The sequence below is a fragment of the Brevundimonas sp. genome, from assembly GCF_036402095.1.
Lineage (GTDB): Bacteria > Pseudomonadota > Alphaproteobacteria > Caulobacterales > Caulobacteraceae > Brevundimonas.
On the sequence record NZ_DASWTO010000068.1, the window covers coordinates 1 to 2933 of the forward strand.

Genomic DNA, 2933 nt, shown 5'->3' on the forward strand with positions numbered 1-2933 from the left:
CAGAAGTCGCGTTCGGGCGTCGCCATCGGCGGCTTCGAAGGCGGCCAGATGCCGCTGTACATGCGGATGCCCAAGCGCGGCTTCAACAATCCGAACGCGCTGAAGCTGGCCGAAGTGAACCTGTGGCGCCTGCAGGAGGCGATCGACGCCAAGAAGCTGGACGCCAAGGGCGAGATCAACGGCGAGGCCCTGGTCGCCGCCGGCGTGATCCGCCGCGTCAAGGACGGCGTCCGCCTGCTGGGCACCGGCGAGATCAAGGGCAAGCTGAACCTGGTCGTCTGGTCGGCCACCTCGGGCGCCATCAAGGCCATCGAGGCCGCCGGCGGCTCGGTCACCCAGCAGCGCATCGAAGCCGAAGCCAAGGCCGCCGCGCGCGTCGAGAAGCGCAACGCCGCCAAGGGCAAGGCTCCGGCCCCCAAGGCGCCGCGCGGCGACGCCAACAAGGTCTCGGCCCGCGCCAAGCGCACGGCCGCCAAATAAAGCTTGAGGGGCGCTCTCGCTAAGAGGGCGCCCTTCGCCTATCTGGACGCAGGCGCCGGATTCCTGTCCGATGCGCCGCGTTCTGATCAGTCGGGGTGACGACACATGGCTTCGGCCGCCGAACAACTCGCAGCAAATATGAACATGGGCTCGTTCGCGAAGGCGACCGAGCTTCACAAGCGTCTGCTGTTCACGCTGCTGGCTCTGCTGGTCTACCGCATCGGCACCTATGTGCCGATCCCGGGGATCAACTCCGACGCCTTCCTGCAGTTCTTCCAGGACCCGGACGGCCAGCGCGGCATCCTCGACATGTTCAACATGTTCTCGGGCGGCGCCGTCGAGCGGATGGCCGTGTTCGCCCTGAACGTCATGCCCTACATCTCGGCCTCGATCATCGTCCAGCTGATGGGCGCGGTCTATCCGCCGTGGGAGAAGCTGCGCAAGGAAGGCGGCGAGAGCGGCCGCAAGCAGCTGAACCAGTACACCCGCTATCTGACCGTGGTGCTGGCCCTGTTCCAGTCGACCGGCATCGCCATCGGCCTGAACGCCCAGCCCGGCCTGATCGACCAGCCCGGCCTGTTCTTCATCGTCTCGACCGTCACCGTCCTGACTGGCGGCACCATGTTCCTGATGTGGCTGGGCGAGCAGGTGACGGCGCGCGGCGTCGGCAACGGCATCTCCCTGATCATCTTCGCCGGCATCGTCGCCGTCCTGCCGGGCACCGTCGCCCGCATGTTCGGCATGGCCCAGCAGGGCCTGATGTCGCCCTTCACCCTGCTGCTGCTGACGGCCGTGGCCATCGCTGTGGTGGTGTTCATCGTCTTCATGGAGCGGGCCCAGCGCCGGCTGCTGATCCAGTATCCGAAGCGCCAGGAAGGCAACCGGATGGCCGGGGGCGAGCGCTCGTTCCTGCCGCTGAAGGTGAACACCGCCGGCGTCATTCCGCCGATCTTCGCCTCGTCCCTGCTGATGCTGCCGACCACGGTCGCCCAGATCACCGCGAACGCCAACCTGCCGGCGTGGCTGGACTGGCTGCCGCTGGTCACGGCGCAGATGCAGCATGGCCAGCCGGTGTTCACCGTCCTGTACGGCCTGCTGATCGTCTTCTTCACCTTCTTCTACACCTCGATCACCTTCAATCCCGAGGACACGGCCGAGAACCTGCGCAAATACGGCGGCTTCCTGCCGGGCATCCGTCCGGGCAAGCGCACGGCCGAGTATCTCGACTATGTGCTGACGCGGCTGACCACCATCGGCGCGATCTACATCACCGCCGTCTGCCTGCTGCCGGAGATCCTGAGCACCCAGATGGGCAGCGGGCTGCTGTTCGGCGGCACGTCGATCCTGATCGTGGTCTCGGTGACCATGGACACGGTGGCCCAGATCCAGTCGCAGCTGCTGGCGCACCAGTACGAAGGCCTGATCAAGAAGGCCAAGCTGCGCGGCCGGGGCCAGAACCGCGGCAAGGGCTCCACCGCCCCGGCGCGGCGCTAACATTCCTGGCGGGCGATCGCGCTCCGCGTTACTTGAGCCCACAGCCCGGGGAGGGGCGGCGATGAACCTGATCCTGTTCGGACCGCCCGCGGCCGGCAAGGGCACGCAGGCCAAGCGTCTCGTCGAGACCCGGGGCATGGTCCAGCTGTCGACGGGCGACATGCTGCGGGCGGCCATCGCCTCTGGCTCCGACCTCGGCCTGAAGGTCAAGGACGTGCTGGCCCGTGGCGATCTGGTCACCGACGAGATCGTCATCGCCCTGATCGAGGCCCGCCTGCCGGAAGCCGAGGCCGCCGGCGGGGCCATCTTCGACGGCTTTCCCCGCACCGTGGCCCAGGCCGAGGCGCTGGACGCCATGCTGGCCCGCCGCGGCGCCAGGATCGACCGGGTCGTCCGCCTGAAGGTCGACGACGCCGCCCTGACGGCCCGGATCGCCAAACGCTTCGCCGAACAGGCCCGGCCGGACGACAATCCGGACACCTTCAAGGACCGGCTGGCCGTCTATAACCGCCAGACCGCACCGCTGCTGCCGTATTACGCGGATCAGGGCCTGCTGACCGAAATCGACGGCATGGGCGACATCCAGACCGTTTCCGCCGCCATCGACGCCGCGCTCGACGCCTGAATCGGGCGCGTTTCCCCCATGGCCGGGTGAACGGAAGCTGACACTTTCCCGTTCCGGCGCGTTCATGCCCCATGTGGCATAGTCGACCCGTGGACACAGGCGCCCTCTTCAACCGTGACCGGCAGCGCAAGCTCGGCGCCTTCCTCGTCGTGCTCGCCGCCCACATCGGCGTGTTCGCGCTGGTGGCCCGCACCCGGCCGACGCCCCTGGAGCCGCTGCCGCCGGTGTTCGAGGTGCAGCTGTTCCGGCCCGCGCCGACACCGCCGCCGCCGGACGAGCCGTCCGAGGATCCCGGCGGCGGCGCGCCGGCCGCCCCGTCGCGCATCCACGTCCC

At 68.4% G+C, this 2933-nt stretch carries 3 protein-coding genes and 1 pseudogene; all 4 read left to right on the top strand.

Annotation, left to right across the window (positions count from 1 at the left end; translation table 11 throughout):
• The coding region (gene rplO, locus VGD32_RS05820; protein WP_331030959.1) for a 50S ribosomal protein L15 at positions 1-480 on the top strand (480 nt) is incomplete at its 5' end.
• Positions 481-585: 105 nt separating this feature from the next.
• Positions 586-1974, top strand: coding sequence for a preprotein translocase subunit SecY (gene secY, locus VGD32_RS05825; protein WP_331030960.1), 1389 nt, complete (start codon positions 586-588; stop codon positions 1972-1974).
• Between the two features lie 61 nt (positions 1975-2035).
• Complete coding sequence (locus VGD32_RS05830) at positions 2036-2599, top strand: adenylate kinase (protein ID WP_331030961.1); 564 nt, start codon at positions 2036-2038, stop codon at positions 2597-2599.
• Between the two features lie 89 nt (positions 2600-2688).
• A pseudogene (locus VGD32_RS05835) lies at positions 2689-2933 on the top strand (hypothetical protein); the annotation flags it as partial.

Bases quoted from the DNA above. Each gene is read 5' to 3' on its own strand.
- secY (WP_331030960.1), top strand. From the start codon at position 586: ATGGCTTCGGCCGCCGAACAACTCGCAGCAAATATGAACATGGGCTCG.
- VGD32_RS05830 (WP_331030961.1), top strand. From the start codon at position 2,036: ATGAACCTGATCCTGTTCGGACCGCCCGCGGCCGGCAAGGGCACGCAG.